16 protein-coding genes and 4 tRNA genes are annotated in these 17,416 nt (G+C 58.6%); 17 read left to right on the forward strand and 3 right to left on the reverse strand.

The annotated features are described in order from the left end of the window. The first annotated feature begins 14 nt into the window (after positions 1-14). Positions 15-863 carry a transcriptional regulator ChbR gene (chbR, locus tag ACJ8HN_RS16135; RefSeq protein ID WP_089191198.1) on the forward strand — a complete coding sequence of 283 codons (849 nt, stop codon included), beginning with the start codon at positions 15-17 and terminating at the stop codon, positions 861-863. A gap of 148 nt (positions 864-1,011) precedes the next feature. Continuing rightward, positions 1,012-1,773 (forward strand): chitin disaccharide deacetylase, encoded by a 762-nt coding sequence (gene chbG, locus ACJ8HN_RS16140; protein WP_442523700.1) that lies wholly within the window; start codon positions 1,012-1,014, stop codon positions 1,771-1,773. Positions 1,774-1,784: 11 nt separating this feature from the next. On the opposite strand, the gene ACJ8HN_RS16145 is transcribed toward chbG, so the two are convergent. Continuing rightward, positions 1,785-3,164, reverse strand: a complete 1,380-nt coding sequence (locus tag ACJ8HN_RS16145) for an MFS transporter (RefSeq protein WP_442523701.1) — start codon at positions 3,162-3,164, stop codon at positions 1,785-1,787. Between the two features lie 243 nt (positions 3,165-3,407). Here ACJ8HN_RS16145 and pncC point away from each other — a divergent pair, with 243 nt between their 5' ends. From pncC to luxS, 13 genes are all read left to right on the forward strand, one after another. Further along, on the forward strand, positions 3,408-3,896 hold the full coding sequence (gene pncC, locus ACJ8HN_RS16150) for a nicotinamide-nucleotide amidase (protein WP_041033341.1): 489 nt from the start codon (positions 3,408-3,410) through the stop codon (positions 3,894-3,896). Positions 3,897-4,007: 111 nt separating this feature from the next. Next, positions 4,008-5,072 carry a recombinase RecA gene (gene recA / locus ACJ8HN_RS16155; RefSeq protein ID WP_004932541.1) on the forward strand — a complete coding sequence of 355 codons (1,065 nt, stop codon included), beginning with the start codon at positions 4,008-4,010 and terminating at the stop codon, positions 5,070-5,072. A gap of 60 nt (positions 5,073-5,132) precedes the next feature. Beyond that, positions 5,133-5,645 carry a recombination regulator RecX gene (gene recX / locus ACJ8HN_RS16160; protein WP_043135802.1) on the forward strand — a complete coding sequence of 171 codons (513 nt, stop codon included), beginning with the start codon at positions 5,133-5,135 and terminating at the stop codon, positions 5,643-5,645. A gap of 133 nt (positions 5,646-5,778) precedes the next feature. Then, a complete protein-coding gene (gene alaS / locus ACJ8HN_RS16165) occupies positions 5,779-8,406 on the forward strand; it encodes an alanine--tRNA ligase (RefSeq protein ID WP_442523702.1) in 2,628 nt (875 codons plus the stop codon). A gap of 252 nt (positions 8,407-8,658) precedes the next feature. After that, positions 8,659-8,844, forward strand: coding sequence for a carbon storage regulator CsrA (gene csrA / locus ACJ8HN_RS16170; protein ID WP_004091602.1), 186 nt, complete (start codon positions 8,659-8,661; stop codon positions 8,842-8,844). A 310-nt stretch (positions 8,845-9,154) separates the two neighbouring features. Continuing rightward, positions 9,155-9,247, forward strand: a tRNA-Ser gene (locus ACJ8HN_RS16175). A 3-nt stretch (positions 9,248-9,250) separates the two neighbouring features. Continuing rightward, a tRNA-Arg gene (locus ACJ8HN_RS16180) sits at positions 9,251-9,327 on the forward strand. Positions 9,328-9,385: 58 nt separating this feature from the next. Beyond that, positions 9,386-9,462: transfer RNA gene (locus ACJ8HN_RS16185), tRNA-Arg, on the forward strand. Between the two features lie 191 nt (positions 9,463-9,653). Next, positions 9,654-9,730: transfer RNA gene (locus ACJ8HN_RS16190), tRNA-Arg, on the forward strand. Between the two features lie 178 nt (positions 9,731-9,908). Continuing rightward, positions 9,909-10,475 (forward strand): fructose-1-phosphate/6-phosphogluconate phosphatase, encoded by a 567-nt coding sequence (gene yqaB / locus ACJ8HN_RS16195; protein ID WP_033637176.1) that lies wholly within the window; start codon positions 9,909-9,911, stop codon positions 10,473-10,475. Beyond that, a complete protein-coding gene (locus ACJ8HN_RS16200) occupies positions 10,472-10,900 on the forward strand; it encodes a YqaA family protein (protein WP_004932520.1) in 429 nt (142 codons plus the stop codon). Before yqaB ends, ACJ8HN_RS16200 begins: the two co-directional genes overlap by 4 nt. 82 nt (positions 10,901-10,982) lie before the next feature. Then, complete coding sequence (gene gshA, locus ACJ8HN_RS16205; protein ID WP_033650024.1) at positions 10,983-12,545, forward strand: glutamate--cysteine ligase; 1,563 nt, start codon at positions 10,983-10,985, stop codon at positions 12,543-12,545. A 166-nt stretch (positions 12,546-12,711) separates the two neighbouring features. Beyond that, the gene (gene luxS, locus ACJ8HN_RS16210) at positions 12,712-13,227 is read left to right on the forward strand and encodes an S-ribosylhomocysteine lyase (protein ID WP_019455133.1); all 516 of its coding nucleotides are present in this window, start codon (positions 12,712-12,714) and stop codon (positions 13,225-13,227) included. A 63-nt stretch (positions 13,228-13,290) separates the two neighbouring features. Here the strand turns inward: luxS and ACJ8HN_RS16215 are convergent, their stop codons facing one another. Both ACJ8HN_RS16215 and ACJ8HN_RS16220 read right to left on the reverse strand, forming a co-directional pair. Further along, a complete protein-coding gene (locus tag ACJ8HN_RS16215) occupies positions 13,291-14,580 on the reverse strand; it encodes an HlyC/CorC family transporter (protein ID WP_033637180.1) in 1,290 nt (429 codons plus the stop codon). A gap of 41 nt (positions 14,581-14,621) precedes the next feature. Continuing rightward, positions 14,622-15,413: a cytochrome C assembly family protein gene (locus ACJ8HN_RS16220; protein WP_033637181.1), complete on the reverse strand. Its 792-nt coding sequence runs from the start codon at positions 15,411-15,413 to the stop codon at positions 14,622-14,624. 169 nt (positions 15,414-15,582) lie between these two features. On the opposite strand from ACJ8HN_RS16220, the gene ffh reads away from it, so the two are divergent. Both ffh and rpsP read left to right on the forward strand, forming a co-directional pair. Then, positions 15,583-16,944 (forward strand): signal recognition particle protein, encoded by a 1,362-nt coding sequence (gene ffh, locus ACJ8HN_RS16225; protein WP_004932504.1) that lies wholly within the window; start codon positions 15,583-15,585, stop codon positions 16,942-16,944. Positions 16,945-17,158: 214 nt separating this feature from the next. Beyond that, positions 17,159-17,407: a 30S ribosomal protein S16 gene (gene rpsP / locus ACJ8HN_RS16230; RefSeq protein ID WP_004932501.1), complete on the forward strand. Its 249-nt coding sequence runs from the start codon at positions 17,159-17,161 to the stop codon at positions 17,405-17,407. The last annotated feature ends 9 nt before the right edge of the window (positions 17,408-17,416 follow it).

Raw genomic sequence — 17,416 nt, forward strand, 5'->3', positions numbered from 1 at the left:
GGGAGGCCGGCGCCGTGTCCGACAACCGAATTTCGCTGAGTGCGAACGACGTGAAGCTGATTCGCGAGCAGGATTTCTTTAACTGCAAAGATTTTCACCTGTTTATCTACAACAAGGTGGAAAGCGCTACCGGGCTGCATCAGCATGACTATTACGAGTTCACCATCGTGCTGAGCGGCAAATGCTATCAGGAGATCAACGGCAAACGGGTGCTGCTGGAACGCGGGGATTTCGTCTTTATCCCTATCGGCTCCTACCACCAGAGCTTTTACGAGTTTGGCGCGACGAAAATCTTCAACGTGGCGGTCAGCAAGGCGTTTTTTGAAGAGCACTATTTGCAGCAGCTGCCGCGTTGCTTCGTCGCCTCGCAGGCCTACAGCCTGAGAAGCGAGTTTTTGGCCTATATCGAATCGGTGGTGAGTTCGCCGCAGTTTCGCGAGGATGACTTCGCCGAATTTCTCGAAACGCTGACCTTCTATGTGATCAGCCGTATTCGTCACTACAAGGAAGAAAATGACGGGGGCGATGATATCCCGCAGTGGCTGAAGAACACCCTGGCCGGCATGCATGACAAGGCGATGTTCGGCGAAAGGGCGTTGGCGAACATGGTGGCGCTGTCGGGGAAGACCCAGGAGTATCTGACCCGGGCGATGCGGCGCTACTACCAGAAGACGCCGATGCAGGTGATCAACGAGATCCGCATCAACTTCGCCAAGACGCAGCTGGAGGTCACCAACTATTCAGTTTCCGATATCGCCTTTGATTCCGGCTATGGCGACGTCAGTCTGTTCATTAAAAACTTCAAGCGGCTCACCGACGTGACCCCAGGCAACTACCGAAAAAAGTGTTACGGCCCTCTTTAGGGCCGCTCCCGATCAGTATCAACGCCGATATGCCGATGGGCTTTAGGCCGCCGGCCGGTTAATCATTCGATTTTTACCTTCGAGAAGGGGAATGCCGCGCCGGTCGGTCGGCCTTCCCTTGCCGAAAATTCATCCTGCGGGAGCCATTATGGAAAAACTACTGATCGTGAATGCCGACGACTTCGGCCTGAGCAAAGGACAGAACTACGGCGTCGTCGAGGCGTATCAGCATGGCGTCGTTTCCTCCACCACGGCGATGGTGAACGGCTGCGGCGCCCAGCACGCGGCGGCGCTCAGCCGGCAATATCCGGGGCTGCCGATCGGGCTGCATTTCGTTTTGACCCATGGCAGGCCGCTGGGCGCCATGCCTTCGCTGGTCAACGAGCATGGCGAACTGGGTAAATGGCTGTGGCGCCGCGCCGAGGCCGGCGAGCTGCAGCTGGACGAGATTCAGGAGGAACTGCAGCGCCAGTTCGCGCGGTTTGTGACGCTGTTCGGCAGGCCGCCGACGCACATCGACAGCCACCACCATGTACATATGCAGCCGCAGATTTACCCGCTGGTGGAGGCGTTTGCGCAGGCGCAGGGTCTGCCGCTGCGCCTCGATCGCGAAGAGGCGAAACGGCGCGATATTGCGTTGCAGACGCCCTGCAGCACCGACGCGTTTGACGCGGGATTCTACGGCGAAACGATTTCCGAAGCCTTGTTCCTGCAGCGGTTGGCGCGCGCCGACGAGCTGGGCGCCGAGTCATTGGAAATGATGTGCCACCCGGCGTTCCTCGACGCGACGATCCAGCAGAGCAAATACTGCCACCCGCGCCTCGTCGAGCTGGATGTGTTGACCGCGGCGACGCTGAAAGCGGCGATCGCCGAACGCGGTTTTCTGCTGGGCTCTTTCCTGGATCTGTAGCTCCGCGCCGTTTACAGCATGGCGTGCGCTTTTTTCAGGCCGGTGTCCTCTTGCGGATCGGCGCCCTGAGGCAAGTGCTCCGCTTCCTGTTCTTCAGGCTGCGGCTCGTCGACATCGGGCGCCGCTTCCGGCGGCGGCATGGTGTCGTGAATGATCTGCTCATCAAAGGTCGGATTGAGCGCCGGCGACAGCGGCGAGCTGGCGAGGCTGTCCGGCAGCGGAATGTGCGGCACCGGCGCGTCCTGCGCCAGCTGCGGCTCCTCCGCTTTCGCCGTGCGGCTGAGGGCCGCCAGCAGCACGCCGCACAGGGCGAAGAAGGCGTACAGGATATTGCCGCCAAGCGGCTCGATCAGCGCGCCGACCGCCAGCGGCCCGATGCTGGCGCCGACGCCGAACGCCATCAGTAGGCAGGCGGCCAGCGAGACGCGGCGCTCCGGCTCGATCAGATCGTTGGCCAATGCCACCACCAGCGGGTAGAGCGTAAACTGCAGCATGCTGACGACGAACCCCACCGCCAGCAGCAGCGGGAAATCGATGTGCGGCAGCAGCGCCAGCGGCAGCGCCGCCACGATCAGAAAAATGGCGTTGAGGCGCATCAGCAAGGGGCGGTTATAGCGATCCGACAGCCAACTGAGCGGGAATTGCGCCACCAGCCCGGCGAAGATGGCCAGCGCCATGAACAGGCCGGTTTGCTGCGTGGTTAAGGATTGCAGGCTGGCGTAGACCGGCGCCAGGCCGTAAAACGAACCTACCACCATGCCGATCACCAGCGTGGTGGCCAGCACCTTGGGAATAGCGCCGACAAAGTAACGCAGTTCCATCGGCGCCGGCGACATGTGGCGCGCATTGGTGCGGGTGGTGAGAGCGATCGGCACCAGGCAGAGCGCGAAGCACAGTGCGATCACCAGCAGCGTGGCGATGCCCAGATTGCTTTGCAGCATCAGCACGATCTGGCCCAGCGACATGCCGAGATAGGTCGCCGCCATATAGAAACCGAACACCATGCCGCGCTGGTTGGATTCCGCCTGGTCGTTTAGCCAGCTTTCCAGCACCATGAACTGACACATCATGCACAGCCCGATCACCAGGCGCAGCGCAACCCAGGCGGGAATGAACGCCGTCAGGCCGTGCCCCAGCACCGCGGCGGTAATGATGCCGGCGCAGGCCACGTAGGCGCGGATATGCCCGACGCGGGCGATGAGAAAGTGGCCGACCTTGCCGCCGATCACCAACCCGATGTAGTTGGCGGCGATGATGGCGCCGATCAGCGCGCTGCTGACGTGGATGGAGGCCAGCCGCAGCGAGACGTAGGTGGTGAGCAGGCCCGAGCCCAACAGCAGCAGCAGGGTGGTGGTGTACAACGGCAAGAATACGCCCAACGTTTTTTTCACGCTATCGTCCTAATCTCTTCTGGTGCGCCCTGAGGCCGCCGCCGCAGCGTGCCGCCTCCGTGATGTTCCTTGTGCTGGTGCGCCGCCGCTCGCTGGGGCGCTTCTTTTGATACTAGCAGCTTGGCCGGGCGCTTAAAACCGCACCTCCTGCGAGGCGCTGCGCATTTCTGCGCGCCAGCCGTCGCGCCGCCTTGATAAATGCTACTATCGGGCGCATATACCTGAATTCGCGAGGGAGGGGTTATGAGTGACGACCAACTGCGCCGGCTCAGCGTGCTGGCGGGGGAAAAACTGAAGGCTCAGGGCCGCTGGATCACCTGCGCGGAATCCTGCACCGGCGGCGGCATTGCCAAGGCCATTACCGATATCGCGGGGAGCTCCGCCTATTTCGATCGCGGTTTCGTCACCTACAGCAATGCGGCGAAGCACGACCTGCTGGGGGTGAGCGAAGCCACGTTGGCGGCGCACGGCGCGGTCAGCGAAGAGGTGGTGCGCGAGATGGCGATAGGGGCGCTGCGTGCGGCGCGGGCCGATCTGGCGCTCTCGGTAAGCGGCATCGCCGGCCCGGACGGCGGCAGCGCGGAAAAGCCGGTCGGCACCGTGTGGTTCGGCTTCGCCGGCAGCGATGGCCGGGGGCTGTCACGCAAGATGCAATTCGAGGGCGATCGCGATGCGGTGCGGCTGCAGGCGACGATTTTCGCGCTGCAAACCGCCATCGACGAATTTTTGTAAATTAGGCTTGATACTGTATGACCATACAGTATAATTAGTGACATTTCCTGCACAACATACATTCAGTGGCAGTGTGGGGTAACACCGGCATTGCGAAACGAAGGAGCAAAAATGGCTATTGATGAGAACAAGCAAAAGGCGTTAGCTGCGGCACTGGGCCAGATTGAGAAACAGTTCGGCAAAGGCTCCATCATGCGCCTGGGTGAAGACCGCTCCATGGACGTGGAAACGATCTCCACCGGCTCACTGTCACTCGATATCGCTCTGGGCGCCGGCGGCCTGCCGATGGGCCGCATCGTCGAAATCTACGGCCCGGAATCCTCCGGTAAAACCACCCTGACGCTGCAGGTGATCGCCGCTGCGCAGCGCGAAGGCAAAACCTGTGCGTTCATCGACGCTGAGCACGCGCTGGATCCTATCTATGCGAAAAAGCTGGGCGTCGATATCGACAACCTGCTGTGCTCCCAGCCGGACACCGGCGAGCAGGCGCTGGAAATCTGTGATGCGCTGACCCGCTCCGGCGCGGTTGACGTCATCATCGTCGACTCCGTGGCGGCGCTGACGCCGAAGGCGGAAATCGAAGGTGAAATCGGCGATTCGCACATGGGTCTGGCGGCGCGCATGATGAGCCAGGCGATGCGTAAGCTGGCCGGCAACTTGAAAAACGCCAATACCCTGCTGATCTTCATTAACCAGATCCGTATGAAAATTGGTGTGATGTTCGGCAACCCGGAAACCACGACCGGCGGTAACGCCCTGAAGTTCTACGCTTCGGTGCGTCTGGATATCCGCCGCATCGGTGCCATTAAAGAGGGCGACGAAGTGGTGGGCAGCGAAACCCGCGTGAAAGTGGTGAAGAACAAAATCGCTGCGCCGTTCAAACAGGCTGAATTCCAAATCATGTACGGCGAAGGCATCAACAGCCGTGGCGAGCTGGTCGATCTGGGCGTGAAGCACAAGATGATCGAAAAAGCCGGCGCCTGGTACAGCTATAACGGCGAGAAAATCGGTCAGGGCAAGGCGAATGCCTGTAACTTCCTGAAAGAAAACCCGGCTATCGCCGCCGAGCTGGATAAGAAGCTGCGCGATTTGCTGCTGCACAGCGGCGGTGAGCTGGTGGCCGCTTCCGGTGACGACTTCGAAGACGACGAAGCGGAAACCAGCGAGCAGTTCTAATCGCTGAAGATGTGCGCCGCCGTTCGTGTGGCGCATATCCCATAAATTCAGGCTTGAATGATGAATGACTTGCTAAGCCGCGCCATGCGCCTGCTGTCGCAACGCGATCATAGTGAAGCTGAACTGCGCCGCAAACTTGCGGCGCAGCCGTTTGTGGCGAAAGCCCGTTTTGGCGGCAAGGGGCCACATGCGCCGGCATCGCCGCCGGTGGCTGAAGAGCCGGTGGATCCTGCGCTGATCGAGCAGGTTATTGCCTACTGTTACCAGCATAATTGGCTAGACGATAAGCGTTTCGCTCACAGCTACATCGGCAGCCGCAGCCGTAAAGGTTACGGTGCGCAGCGCATCCGCAGCGAACTGATGCAAAAGGGCGTCGACAAAGCGCTGGTGCAGGACGCGCTGGCGGAATGCGATATCGACTGGTGCGAACAGGCAAAACAGGTGGCGCAGCGAAAATTTGGCGATGCGTTGCCAACCGACTGGAAAGAGAAAGCCAAAGTGCAGCGTTATCTGCTCTATCGCGGCTTCTTCCAGGAAGAAATTCAGTCAATTTACCGTGATTTTGCGCAATGAGCGCACACGGGGTTTTACTTCCCTCTGAAGAAAATTTATCTTATCCCCACTTTTTGTTCGTGAGCTGGTTGTCATCGTCGGGATGACGCGTCACCGGCTCACGTGTCGTTATTCTAGCCTTTCCAGGAAAATTATGAGCAAGAGCACCGCTGAGATCCGTCAAGCGTTTCTCGATTTCTTTCATAGTAAGGGTCATCAGGTTGTAGCGAGCAGCTCCCTGGTGCCTAACAATGATCCGACATTGCTGTTTACCAATGCCGGCATGAACCAATTTAAGGATGTTTTCCTGGGGCTGGACAAACGTGCCTATTCCCGTGCCACCACCTCGCAGCGCTGCGTGCGCGCAGGCGGCAAGCATAACGACCTGGAAAACGTCGGTTATACCGCTCGTCACCACACCTTCTTTGAAATGCTGGGCAACTTCAGCTTCGGCGATTACTTCAAGCATGACGCGATCAGCTACGCGTGGGAACTGCTGACCGGTGAAAACTGGTTCAACCTGCCGAAAGAGCGACTGTGGGTCACCGTGTATGAAACCGATGACGAAGCGTTCGACATCTGGCAGAAGCAAATCGGCGTACCGGCCGAACGCATTATCCGCATCGGCGACAACAAGGGCGCGCCTTTCGCTTCCGACAACTTCTGGCAGATGGGCGACACCGGCCCATGCGGCCCGTGCACCGAGATTTTCTACGATCACGGCGATCACATCTGGGGCGGCCCTCCAGGCAGCCCAGAAGAAGACGGCGACCGCTACATCGAGATCTGGAACATCGTTTTCATGCAGTTCAACCGCCAGTCCGACGGCACCATGCTGCCGCTGCCAAAACCTTCTGTGGATACCGGTATGGGTCTGGAGCGCATTGCGGCGGTGTTGCAGCATGTGAACTCCAACTATGAAATCGATCTGTTCCGTACCCTGATCGCCGCCGTGGCTAAAGTGACCGGCGCAACCGATCTGGACAATAAATCCCTGCGCGTTATCGCCGACCACATTCGTTCCTGTGCCTTCCTGGTGTCGGACGGCGTGATCCCGTCTAACGAAAACCGCGGCTATGTGCTGCGCCGCATCATTCGTCGCGCGATCCGCCATGGCAACATGCTGGGCGCGAAAGACACCTTCTTCTACAAACTGGTGGCGCCGTTGATCGAAGTGATGGGCCCGGCGGCCGACGAACTGAAACGCCAGCAATCGCTGGTGGAGCAGGTGCTGAAAACCGAAGAAGAGCAGTTTGCCCGCACGCTGGAGCGTGGCCTGGCGCTGTTGGACGAAGAGCTGGCCAAGCTGCAGGGCGATACCCTGGACGGCGAAACCGCTTTCCGTCTGTACGATACCTACGGTTTCCCGATCGATCTGACCGCTGACGTCTGCCGCGAGCGCGGTTTGAAAGTCGACGAAGCGGGCTTTGAAGAAGCGATGGAAGCGCAGCGCCGCCGTGCGCGCGAATCCAGCGGCTTTGGCGCCGACTATAACAGCCTGATCCGCGTGGACGGCAGCAGCCAGTTCAGCGGTTACGATCACGACGAGCAGCAGGCGACGGTCATCGCGCTGTTCCGCGACGGCCAGCCGGTCGATCAGATCAACGCCGGAGAAGAGGCGGTGGTGGTGCTGGATGAGACGCCGTTCTATGGCGAATCCGGCGGCCAGGTCGGCGATAAAGGCGTGCTGAAAGCCGCCGGCGCTGAGTTTACGGTCAACGATACCCAGAAATACGGTCAGGCTATCGGCCATCAGGGCAAACTGGCGCAGGGTTCGCTGAAGCTGAACGATCGCGTGGACGCGCAGATCGACGCTGAACGCCGCAACAGCATTCGTCTGAACCACTCCGCAACTCACCTGCTGCACGCCGCGCTGCGCCAAACGTTGGGCGACCACGTCGCGCAGAAAGGCTCGCTGGTTAACGACAAATACCTGCGTTTCGACTTCTCGCACTTCGAAGCGATGAAGCCGGAGCAAATCCGCGCGGTGGAAGATCTGGTTAACCAGCAGGTGCGTCGTAACCTGCCGGTGCAGACCGAGCTGATGGCCTTGGAAGATGCCAAAGAGAAGGGCGCGATGGCGCTGTTTGGCGAGAAGTACGATGACAACGTGCGCGTGTTGACCATGGGCGACTTCTCCACCGAGCTGTGCGGCGGCACCCACGCCAGCCGCACCGGTGATATCGGCCTGTTCCGCATTCTGAGCGAGTCGGGCACCGCGGCGGGCATCCGCCGTATTGAAGCGGTGACCGGCGCTGGCGCTATCGCTACGCTGCATCAGCAAAGCGATTTGTTGCAAGACGTTGCTCAACTGGTCAAAGGCGACAGCAACACCCTGACCGATAAAGTGCGCTCGGTGCTCGATCGCACGCGCGCGCTGGAAAAAGAACTGCAGCAGTTGAAAGATCAGCAGGCGGCGCAGGAGAGCGCTTCGTTGTCCAGCCAGGCAAAAGTGGTTAACGGCGTGAAGCTGTTGGTCAGCCAGTTGGACAATGTCGAAGCCAAAATGCTGCGCACCATGGTGGATGACCTGAAAAATCAATTGGGTTCGGCCATCATCGTATTGGCAACGACGGCCGATGACAAAGTCAGCCTGGTTGCTGGTGTGACCAAGGATCTGACTGACCGCGTGAAAGCCGGCGAGTTGATCGGCAACGTGGCGCAGCAGGTCGGCGGCAAGGGCGGTGGTCGCCCGGATATGGCGATGGCGGGGGGGACGGATATCAACGCCCTGCCAGCGGCGTTAAACAGCGTAGAAGCCTGGGTGGCCTCGAAGCTGTGAATATAAATAAATAGCACGCACAAACGCCATAATACTTTGTTGATTATGGCGTTTTCATACTGTGCTAACACAATTTAGTTACAATTGCGGGAACAAAGTTTTTCAGGTCGGCTAAACTTACCATTATCTGAGGTGGGACCAAGTCTGCTTACACTTATTGTGGGTTGCGTGGCTTACGTTTTCACCACATATGATGGATAATGACGGGGAAACTGAGAGACCCGACTCTTTTAATCTTTCAAGGAGCAAAGAATGTTAATTCTGACTCGTCGAGTTGGTGAAACCCTCATGATTGGCGATGAGGTTACGGTTACTGTGCTAGGGGTAAAAGGCAACCAGGTGCGTATTGGTGTGAACGCCCCCAAAGAGGTTTCGGTTCACCGTGAAGAAATCTATCAGCGCATTCAGGCAGAGAAGTCTCAGCAGACGACTTACTGATTCCGAAGCAGCGTCTCGTTGCCAGACGAGACGCTACTGCATCGTTTTACCCACTTCCTTCGCCCTCCCTCTTCTTTTTCGTGATTATTTTCCCGGTTAGTTTCCTGCTTTGTTGCTACAGACGCGGCGGTTGCCTGTTGATAAAACGCCCTTTTTGCCGTGAAATCGCCCATGTTGGGTGCGAATTGTGCAAACGCGCATGAGTTGGGAAAAATTGTTTGACTTAAAAGTCGGAGAAAGTAATATGTGCGCCACGCAGTGCCGATGAGCTTCTCTAAAGCGAGTTAGGCACAATTCGAAAGAAGCGTTTGGTGAGGTGGCCGAGAGGCTGAAGGCGCTCCCCTGCTAAGGGAGTATGCGGTCAAAAGCTGCATCCGGGGTTCGAATCCCCGCCTCACCGCCATTTGCATCCGTAGCTCAGCTGGATAGAGTACTCGGCTACGAACCGAGCGGTCGGAGGTTCGAATCCTCCCGGATGCACCATATTAGCCGTATGGTAGAGTTGGGAACAAAGTACCATAGGGTATCAAAGAATTACTGTGCATCCGTAGCTCAGCTGGATAGAGTACTCGGCTACGAACCGAGCGGTCGGAGGTTCGAATCCTCCCGGATGCACCATTCTTCACTTCCCGTACTGCGAAGAGAAATCTTCAGGCGGGCAGTAAAAAAGAAAGTGTCCCTTAGGGAGGGTAACGTTGCTTCAGCAACGGCTCGCAGGGTGAGGCGCAAGCGCCGAATCATCCTCCCGGATGCACCATTCTTTAAGTCTGGCTTCATTAGCGAAGCAGGCAAGCAGTAAAAACAGTAATGCATCCGTAGCTCAGCTGGATAGAGTACTCGGCTACGAACCGAGCGGTCGGAGGTTCGAATCCTCCCGGATGCACCATCTAAGAGAAACCCGCTTCGGCGGGTTTTTCGCTTTTCAGCATTTAACCATTCTCTCTTCACCCCTGTCCTCCTTTGCGCCCGATAGGGCACAGCACATTCCGTTATGACGCAGTCAGCGACAACCCAACGGCTTTACGCTAAAGTAGTTTTCTTTCCTCAACGATCATGGAGTAACGATGTACGACCGCTATCAGGGTCTTATTTTCGACATGGACGGCACGATTCTGGACACCGAGCCAACGCACCGTAAAGCGTGGCGGGAAGTGCTGTCCCGTTATGGCATGACGTTTGATGAAGCGGCCATGGTGGCGCTGAGCGGTTCGCCGACCTGGCGCATCGCGCAGGCGATTATCGCCAGCCATCAGGCCGATCTCGATCCTCATCACCTGGCCGCGGAGAAAACCCGCGCGGTGGAAGCGATGCTGCTGGACAGCGTGCGTCCATTGCCGCTGATCGAGGTGGTGAAGTCCTATCATGGCCGCCGTCCGATGGCGGTCGGCACCGGCAGCGAGCACCGCATGGCGGAAATGCTGCTGCGTCATCTCGGCCTGTTCAACTGCTTCGACGCGATCGTCGGTGCGGACGACGTGCAGCGCCACAAACCGGAGCCGGACACCTTCCTGCGCTGCGCCGAACTGATCGGCGTGCCGCCGGAAAAATGCGTGGTGTTTGAAGACGCTGATTTCGGCATTCAGGCGGCGAAAAGCGCCGGTATGGCGGTGGTAGACGTCCGTACGCTGTGAGTAGTACGCTAGCCGTAATATCGTTATTTGGCAGTAGCTTCCTCAGTGCGACGCTGCTGCCGGGAAATTCAGAAATCGTTCTGGTCGCCTTGCTGACCCAGAGTCGCGTCTCGCCGGAGTTGCTGGTGCTGGCCGCGACCCTGGGCAACACGCTGGGTGGCTTGACCAATGTCATTATCGGGCGCCTGTTACCGGCGTTGAAACCACAGCGGGGGCTGGCAACGGCGCTCGGGTGGCTGCAACGCTTCGGCCCGGCTGCGCTGTTGCTCAGCTGGGTGCCGGTGGTGGGCGATTTGTTGTGCGTGTTGGCAGGTTGGCTGCGCATGCCCTGGGGCTCTGTCGCGCTGTTTCTGTGTATCGGAAAGGCGCTGCGTTACATCGTTTTGGCTATGATAACGGTACAGGGCATCGCCTGGTGGCAGTAACCAAGTGAATATAACTCAATATTCTCTCGGGTGCGGATTCAGTATGCTTACGAGTTATTGTTTTTAGAAGCGGGAGGTCAATTTGATCCCGGACGTATCACAGGCGCTTTCTTGGTTGGAAGCCCATCCCCAGGCATTAAAAGGCATTCGTCGCGGCATCGAGCGTGAAACGCTGCGGGTCACGCCGAACGGCACCTTGGCGACCACCGGGCATCCGGAAAAGCTGGGCGCGGCATTGACGCACCACTGGATCACCACGGATTTCGCCGAAGCGCTGTTAGAGTTCATTACGCCGGTTGATGACAATATCGACCACCTGCTGACGTTCCTGCGCGATATTCATCGCTACGTGGCGCGCAATATCGGCGATGAGCGCATGTGGCCGCTCAGCATGCCGTGCTTTATCGAAGCTGAGCAGGATATCGAGCTGGCGCAGTTCGGCTCGTCGAACATCGGCCGCATGAAGACGCTGTACCGCGAAGGGTTGAAGAATCGCTACGGCGCGCTGATGCAGACCATTTCCGGCGTGCACTACAACTTCTCGCTGCCGCTGGAGTTTTGGCAGGCCTGGGCCGGCGTGCAGGACGCAGAAAGCGGTAAAGAGCAGATCTCGGCGGGCTATTTCCGCCTGATCCGCAACTATTACCGTTTCGGCTGGGTGATCCCGTATCTGTTCGGGGCATCGCCGGCCATTTGTTCTTCGTTCCTCAAGGGGCGCGAGACCAATCTGCCGTTCGAGCGCACCGAGCAGGGGATGTGCTACCTGCCGTACGCCACTTCGCTGCGCCTGAGCGACCTGGGTTATACCAACAAGTCGCAGAGCAATCTGGGCATCACCTTTAACGATCTGCACAGCTATGTGGCCGGTCTGAAACGGGCGATCGCGACGCCTTCCGAAGAGTTCGCCAAGCTGGGCGTGAAAGAGGGTGACCGTTACCTGCAGCTGAACAGCAACGTGCTGCAAATCGAGAACGAGCTGTATGCGCCGATCCGGCCGAAGCGCGTGACCAAAAGCGGCGAGACGCCGTCGGACGCGCTGCTGCGCGGTGGTATCGAATACATCGAAGTGCGTTCGCTGGACATCAACCCGTTCTCGCCGATCGGCGTGGATGCGGTGCAGGCGCGTTTCCTGGATCTGTTCCTGGTGTGGTGCGCGCTGGCCGATGCGCCGGAGATGAGCAGCGATGAACTGCTGTGCACGCGCAAGAACTGGAACCGGGTGATCCTGGAGGGCCGCAAGCCGGGCCAGACCATCGGCATCGGCTGTGGCGCCAGCCATGAACCGCTCGAAAAAGTGGGCAAGGCGTTGTTCGCCGATCTGCGTCGAGTGGCGGAAGTGTTGGACGGCGAAGCCGGCGATCGCCAATACCAGCAGGTGTGCGATGAGCTGGTCGCCGCGTTCGACGACCCTGAGCTGACCTTCTCCGCGCGCATCCTGAAAGCGATGCAAGCGGAAGGCACCGGGCGCGTCGGCCTGCAATTGGCGGAGCAATATCGCAAGATGCTGCTGGAAGAGCCGTTGGAAATCCTGAACGAGGCCGAGCTGGATAAAGAGCGGGAAGCCTCGTGGCAACGCCAACGCGACATAGAAGCCAATGATACGCTAAGCTTTGAAGCGTTCCTGAAGCAAAACGGCGGAAGCTGAAAAAGAAAAAGGCCACATCAATGTGGCCAAATATGCATCTCTGATGACAGGGATGATGATAACAAATGCGCGTCTTTCAGATACTGAGACTCGCAGGGTTGGAAAAGGTTTCCCGGTTAGGAAAAAAAGTTTCGAAATAAATGCTCTTTTACGAGGAGGTAGCGAAATGCCATTGCTGGATAGCTTTACCGTCGATCATACCCGTATGGCAGCCCCGGCTGTCCGCGTTGCGAAAACCATGAAGACGCCTCACGGCGATACCATCACGGTGTTTGATCTGCGCTTTTGCCGCCCGAACCTGGAAGTGATGCCCGAGCGCGGCATTCACACGCTGGAGCACCTGTTCGCCGGCTTTATGCGTGACCACCTGAACGGCCAGGGCGTGGAGATTATCGACATCTCCCCGATGGGCTGTCGTACCGGTTTCTACATGAGCCTGATCGGCGTGCCGGAAGAGCAGCGCGTAGCTGATGCGTGGAAAGCGGCGATGGCCGACGTGCTGAAAGTGACCGACCAGCGCAAAATCCCTGAGCTGAACGAATACCAGTGCGGCACTTACCATATGCACTCGCTGGAAGAAGCGCAGGAGATCGCCAAGCACATCCTGGATAACGACGTGGTGGTGAACCACAACGACGAGCTGGCGCTGCCGAAAGAGAAGCTGCAGGAACTGCATATCTAGCCGCGAGTTCCCGCAGAGAAAAAAAGACGCGATTTCGCGTCTTTTTTACGTTCTGGCCAGCGGTCAGTGATGGCCGACGCTGGACTGCAGCGAGGTGATCGGCGTGACCCGCACCTGTTTTATCATGTTGCCCTGCACGTCGAGAATGTCGATATCGTAATGGCCGATACGCAACCGGGTGCCGATTTCGGGGATCTCTTCCAGCTCTTCGAGCAGCATGCCGTTGACGGTGCGCGCCTCGTTGGCCGGCAAGGTCCAGTTGAAGGCCTTGTTCAGCTCGCGCACGTTGGCGGTGCCGTCGATCAAGACCGAACCGTCGCTCTGCGGCGTGACCTCTTCCGCCAGCGTGGGTGACATCGAGGTGGTGAAGTCGCCGACGATCTCCTCGAGGATATCCTCCACCGTGACCAGGCCCTGAATGTCGCCGTACTCATCGACCACGATGCCGACCTTCTCTTTGTTGCGCTGGAACTTCACCAGCTGCACGTTGAGCGGCGTGCCTTCCGGCACGAAGTAAATCTCGTCGGCGGCGCGCAGCAGGTTCTCTTTGTTGAACTCTTTTTTCTCGGTCATCAGGCGGTAGGCTTCGCGCACGCGCAGCATGCCGATGGCGTCGTCCAGCGAACTGCGGTACAGCACGATGCGGCCGTGCGGCGAGTGGGTCAACTGGCGCATGATCGATTTCCAGTCGTCGTTGACGTCGATGCCGACAATCTCGGTACGCGGCACCATGATGTCGTTAACCGTCACCTTTTCCAGATCCAGCACCGAGATCAGCATGTCCTGATTGCGCCGGGAGATTTGCGACTGGGATTCGCGCACGATGGTGCGCAGCTCATCCTTGCTGACGGCATCGCTGATGCGCACGTTGGTGCGAATGCCGAACAGGCGCAGCGTCATACTGGTAATGCCGTTGAGCAGCCAGACCAGCGGGAACATCACTTTTTGCAGCGGCGCCAGCAGAAAGCTGCTGGGGAAGGCGATGCGTTCCGGGTAGAGCGCGGCGAAGGTTTTCGGCAGCACTTCGGCGAACAGCAGCACGGCGAAGGTCAGTATGCCGGTGGCGATCGCCACGCCGAGGTCGCCATACAGCCGCATGCCGACGATGGTCGCCAGCGCCGAGGCGAGGATGTTGACCAGGTTGTTGCCGATCAGCACCAGGCCGATCAGCCGATCCGGTTTTTGCAGCAGCTTCTCCACACGGCGCGCCGAGCGATTGCCCTGTTTGGACAGGTGACGCAGGCGATAACGGTTGAGCGTCATCATGCCGGTTTCGGAGGCGGAGAAGTAAGCGGAGACCACGATCATGATCACCAGGATAATGATGAGGGTCCCCGTCGACACATGCTCCAATGCAGTATTCCTTATAGAGAGGGAAAGTTGAGGCGGCCGGCTTAGCGCACCATCACTTGCTGAATCAGACGGCTGCCGAAGTAGGCGAGCGTCAGCAGGAAGGCGCCGGCGAAGCTGAACCAGACGACGCGGCGGCCGCGCCAGCCTTCATGGTAATGGCCCCACAACAGCACGATATACACGAACCAGGCCATGATCGACAGCACCGCTTTATGCACGTTCTCTTTGCTGAACAGGTTATCCATGTACAGCAGGCCGGTGCACAGAGTGAGCGTCAGCAGCACCACGCCGATCTGGGTGATATGGAACATCTTGCGCTCGATGCTCATCAGCGGCGGCATGTCGGCGCTAAAGGTCAACTTCTTGTTTTTCAGAAGGTAGTCGAGCCAGGCAAGCTGCAAGGCGTAGAGCGCGGCGATGATCAGGGTGGCGTAAGAGAACAGCGCCAGGCCGATATGCACCATCAATTCCGGGCTGGACTCCAGGTGAGTGATGAACTCGCCGGGCATGAAGCTGGCGAAGGCCAGATTGATCATCGCGAAACTGTAGACGATCGGCAACAGGAACCAGCCGCGGTCGCGCGAGGCGACGAAGGTCATGACCGAACAGATGATCAGGCTGACGATCGAGCCAATGTTCAGCAGGCTGAGATTCTGCCCGGCGCTGACGTCGAAGATGCGCTGCTGCAGCGCGATGGCGTGGCAAATCAGCGCCACCACCGCCGAGACGAGGGCAAGCCGACGGTATGCGCTGTTCTTCCGCAACAAGCTGGGAATGATCAGTCCAAGGCTGAGCAGGTAGGCCATCAAAGCCACAATGGAGAAAACTGGCATAGCGTTTAATTTTGCTTCGGCGTGGTTAATTGGAGTGTCAGTATAACGTTGCGCGCGTTTCACTCCAACCTATCTCCAACGCTGAGGCAGAGATCCGGCGCGCTTCGTGTTATCATCGGCGCAATTGTGTCGCCGGAGCGGCCTGTCATCACACGTTGAGCATGAGACGATGTTTGAAAATTTAACCGATCGATTGTCGCGCACGTTGCGCAATATCAGCGGCCGCGGGCGGCTGACCGAAGAGAATATCAAGGAAACCCTGCGTGAAGTGCGTATGGCGTTGCTGGAAGCGGACGTCGCGCTGCCGGTGGTGCGCGACTTCATCAACCGCGTCAAAGAGAGCGCGGTCGGCCATGAAGTCAACAAGAGCCTGACGCCGGGGCAGGAGTTCGTCAAGATCGTCAAGGGCGAGCTGATCGCCGCGATGGGCGAAGTCAACACCGAGCTGAATCTGGCGGCCCAACCGCCGGCGGTGGTGCTGATGGCGGGCCTGCAGGGCGCCGGTAAAACCACCAGCGTCGGTAAGCTCGGCAAATTCCTGAAAGAAAAACAGAAGAAGAAAGTGTTGGTGGTTTCCGCGGACGTTTATCGCCCGGCGGCGATCAAACAGCTGGAAACGCTGGCGGAAGGCGTCGGCATCGACTTCTTCCCGTCTGACGTCAAAGAAAAACCGATCGACATCGTCAATCGCGCGCTGCAACAGGCCAAGCTGAAATTCTACGACGTACTGATCGTCGATACCGCCGGCCGCTTGCACGTTGACGAAGCGATGATGGACGAGATCAAGCAGGTGCACGCGGCGATCAAGCCGGTGGAAACCCTGTTCGTGGTCGACGCCATGACCGGCCAGGACGCCGCCAATACCGCCAAGGCGTTTAACGAAGCGCTGCCGCTGACCGGCGTGGTGCTGACCAAGGTCGACGGCGATGCGCGCGGCGGTGCCGCGCTGTCCATCCGTCATATCACCGGCAAGCCGATCAAGTTCCTCGGCGTGGGTGAAAAGACCGAAGCGCTGGAGCCGTTCTACCCGGATCGCGTGGCATCGCGCATCCTGGGCATGGGCGACGTGCTGTCGCTAATCGAAGATATCGAAAGCAAGGTCGACCGCGAGCAGGCGGAGAAGCTGGCCAACAAGCTGAAGAAGGGCGACGGTTTCGATCTGACCGATTTCCTGGAGCAGCTCAAGCAGATGCGCAATATGGGCGGCATGGCCAACATGCTGAGCAAGCTGCCGGGCGCTGGCCAGCTGCCGGACAACGTCAAGTCGCAGATGGACGATAAAGTGCTGGTGCGCATGGAGGCGATCATCAACTCGATGACGCTGAAAGAGCGCGCCAAACCGGAAATCATCAAGGGCTCGCGCAAGCGCCGCATCGCGATGGGGGCCGGCATGCAGGTGCAGGACGTCAACCGCTTGCTGAAGCAGTTCGACGAAATGCAGCGTATGATGAAGAAGATGAAGAAAGGCGGCATGGCGAAGATGATGCGCGGCATGAAAGGTATGATGCCGCCGGGCTTCCCAGGCCGCTGATAGGCCTCCGCACGCCGAGTGCGGGCGCTTTCAGCATTCGCCGTTCGCGGTGAAAACCGCCCGAAATTTGACAGGCTGCAAAAGTTGTCCCCTGCGATCGACGCTTTAGATTGCTTTTTGCGCCAAAATGAGTAAAATTTTCGGGCTTTTTATATTGCAACCGGGCCCCGTCCCTCAATGGGGCCCGGCTGTTTTATTAACTAAAGAGGATGTTATGGTAACAATTCGTTTGGCACGTGGCGGCGCTAAAAAGCGTCCGTTCTATCAAGTAGTAGTGACCGACAGCCGCAACGCTCGTGATGGTCGTTTCATCGAGCGCGTAGGCTTCTTCAACCCGATCGCTTCCGGTCAGGCTGAAGCACTGCGTCTGGACCTGGACCGCATCGAGCACTGGGTCGGTCTGGGTGCAACCGTTTCTGATCGCGTTCACGCGCTGATCAAAGACGCTAAGAAAGCAGCTTAATCTGTCGCG

This window comes from Serratia sp. CY29653, assembly GCF_052169255.1.
Taxonomy (GTDB): Bacteria; Pseudomonadota; Gammaproteobacteria; order Enterobacterales; family Enterobacteriaceae; genus Serratia; species Serratia sarumanii.